Origin of the sequence: uncultured Mycobacterium sp. (assembly GCF_964249325.1) — a bacterium.
In the GTDB taxonomy this organism is placed as follows: Bacteria; Actinomycetota; Actinomycetes; order Mycobacteriales; family Mycobacteriaceae; genus Mycobacterium.
In genome coordinates this window covers 1-2,459 of sequence record NZ_CAXUCH010000393.1, presented here as the reverse complement: position 1 = coordinate 2,459, position 2,459 = coordinate 1, and the positions used below count along the sequence as shown (strand labels likewise).

The window sequence follows — 2,459 nt, the reverse complement described above, 5'->3', positions numbered from 1 at the left end:
TGCGGGTCCCGCGTGCGCGCGTAACGGGCGAACAGAGTCTCCGCATCCTCATGTGCCCAGTCCGGGCCGGCCTTCTTCTGTGTCATGCTGGGTGCAATCTATTCCGGGGCGGATTTGGTCAGGCGGACCGTGGTACCGTCGGGGCCGGACTCGATCTTGACGTCGTCCACAAGGATTTCCATCAGCAGCGCACCCAAGCCCTGCTGGTCCACCCCGGCCGCGGCGAGCAGCTCACCGTAACGGAGCCCGTCGTCGCGCAGCGGGTCGTGGCCGGCGACCGCGATGTACGCGGGCGGCAGCCCGCCCAGGTTCTTCGCCCGGCCCGGCGCCAGCCCCGGCGGCGGATTGGTCAGGTCGATTTCGCCTGCATACCAACGCGAGAACGCCGCGATCGCCTTGCGGTCCAGGACGATTGCGGACGCATTCTCGGTGAACGACGGTAGGGAGGTGTCCCACAGCGTGGAGGGATACCACAACAGCTGGAAGCTGATCGGCGGGCCGGCGTTGTCGCGGGCCCGATGGGCGATCACCGCGGAGAGGGTGCCGCCGGCCGAGTCACCGGCCACCGCCAACCGGGCGGGATCCGCACCGAGGTCAGCGGCATGCTCGGCGGCCCATTGCGTTGCCGCCCAAGCATCTTCGACAGCAGCGGGGTAGGGATGCTCCGGTGCCAGCCGATAGTCGACGGAAACCACCACCGCGTCGGCGCCGACGGCGTGCTGGCGGCACGTTCCGTCGTGGGTGTCCAGATCGCCGCAGACAAAGCCGCCACCGTGGAAGTACACCACAACAGGCGGTGGCGACTCCAAACTACTTGGCGGCCAATAGATTCGGATACCGATGACGCCCGCCGGCCCGTCGACGCTGCTGTTTTCCACCCGCAACTCCGGATGAACCGCGCGGCGGGGCAGCTCGCGCAGCCGCTGCCGCACCACGTCAATACCGTCGTCGGGGGACAACCGGAACGGGACCTTATCCAGTACCTTCAGCAAGATGGCGTCGATGGCGGGACCGGGGGTGTCGAAGCTGGGCATGGGCTCACCGTACGCATCCCGCGTGGTGCTCGGCGCTTGGGCGGTCGCCGGCTGGTGCGGGGCCGGCTACGGGATGTTCTTGACCGTGACCGCATTGCGTTCTGCCCCTGGTGAACAGTTAACCGGCCACTGGATGGCCCAGCCCGCGTTCAAGGCATCGATGGCGCTGCTGTTGGCGGTGGGCGCCGCCGCGCATCCGATAGCGCGGGAGCGGCGCTGGCTGCTGCCGGCACTGCTGCTGTCGGCTGCCGGCGACTGGTTGCTTGCCATCCCCTGGTGGTCACCGTCGTTCGTCGCCGGGCTGACGTCATTTCTGTTGGCGCACATCTGTTTTCTGGCCGCGCTCATCCCACTGGCCCGGCGCTCGGGTGCACGCCTGATCGCCGTGGCGGTGACCTACGTCGCGTGTGCGGCGCTGCTGGTGTGGTTCTGGCCGCAGCTGCACACGTTGACGCTTCCGGTGACGGTCTACATGGTGGTGTTGGCCGCGATGGTGTGCGCGGCGCTGCTGGCACGGTTACCCACGCTGTGGACGGCGGCCGGCGCGGTGTGTTTCGCGGTGTCCGATGCGATGATCGGCATCGATCGCTTCGTGCTCGACAACGAGGCCTTGGCAGTGCCCGTCTGGTGGACCTATGCGGTGGCACAGATCCTGATCACGGCCGGGTTCTTCTTCGGCCGGGCGGAGCCGGTGGCCGACCAGTGAGCACAACCCGGCAGGCCGCCGAGCATGAGCCGGTCGCGCGGGTGCTGCCGATGTTGTCGGTGCCGCATCTCGACCGCGAATTCGACTATCTCGTGGCCGCCGAACAATCCGACGACGCCCAGCCGGGGGTGCGGGTCCGGGTGCGGTTCCACGGCCGGCTGGTCGACGGGTTCATCCTGGAGCGCCGCACCGACACCGATCACGCCGGCAAGTTGGGCTGGCTGGACCGGGTCGTCTCCGCCGAGCCGGTGCTCACCGCTGAGACCCGCCGGCTGGTCGACGCGGTAGCGGCGCGTTATGCCGGAACCCGGGCCGACGTGCTGCGGCTGGCAGTGCCGCCGCGGCATGCCGGGGCGGAGCGCGAAACCACGGCAACGGCAAGCCAGCCCGTCGTCGAGCCGGTAGACCCGGCGGGCTGGCAAGCGTATGGCCGCGGCGGTCAGTTTCTGGCCGCGCTGGACCAGTCGCGCGCGGCCCGAGCCGTGTGGCAGGCGCTGCCGGGAGAGCTGTGGGCGCACAGGTTGGCTGAGGCTGCCGCGCAGACGGTACGCGCCGGGCAGGGTGTGCTGGCGATCGTCCCCGACCAGCGGGATGTCGACGCGCTGTGGCAGTCGGCGACGGCACGTATCGACGACTCCGCCGTGGTGGCGCTGTCGGCCGGTCTGGGCCCCGCGGCTCGCTACCGTCGCTGGTTGGCGGTGTTGCGAGGCGCCGCGCGC

The 2,459-nt window shown here is 69.7% G+C and carries 2 protein-coding genes and 1 pseudogene; 2 read left to right on the top strand and 1 reads right to left on the bottom strand.

Annotated features, from left to right (window positions below):
* Positions 1-98: 98 nt before the first annotated feature.
* Positions 99-1,034 carry an alpha/beta hydrolase fold domain-containing protein gene (locus ACFE99_RS24975; RefSeq protein ID WP_375489544.1) on the bottom strand — a complete coding sequence of 312 codons (936 nt, stop codon included), beginning with the start codon at positions 1,032-1,034 and terminating at the stop codon, positions 99-101.
* Here ACFE99_RS24975 and ACFE99_RS24970 point away from each other — a divergent pair.
* Positions 1,033-1,740: a lysoplasmalogenase gene (locus tag ACFE99_RS24970; protein WP_375489546.1), complete on the top strand. Its 708-nt coding sequence runs from the start codon at positions 1,033-1,035 to the stop codon at positions 1,738-1,740. The genes ACFE99_RS24975 and ACFE99_RS24970 overlap by 2 nt on opposite strands.
* 50 nt (positions 1,741-1,790) lie before the next feature.
* Positions 1,791-2,459 (top strand): annotated as a pseudogene (locus tag ACFE99_RS24965) (primosome assembly protein PriA); the annotation flags it as partial.

Bases quoted from the DNA above. Each gene is read 5' to 3' on its own strand.
- ACFE99_RS24970 (WP_375489546.1), top strand. From the start codon at position 1,033: ATGGGCTCACCGTACGCATCCCGCGTGGTGCTCGGCGCTTGGGCGGTC.
- ACFE99_RS24975 (WP_375489544.1), bottom strand. From the start codon at position 1,034: ATGCCCAGCTTCGACACCCCCGGTCCCGCCATCGACGCCATCTTGCTG.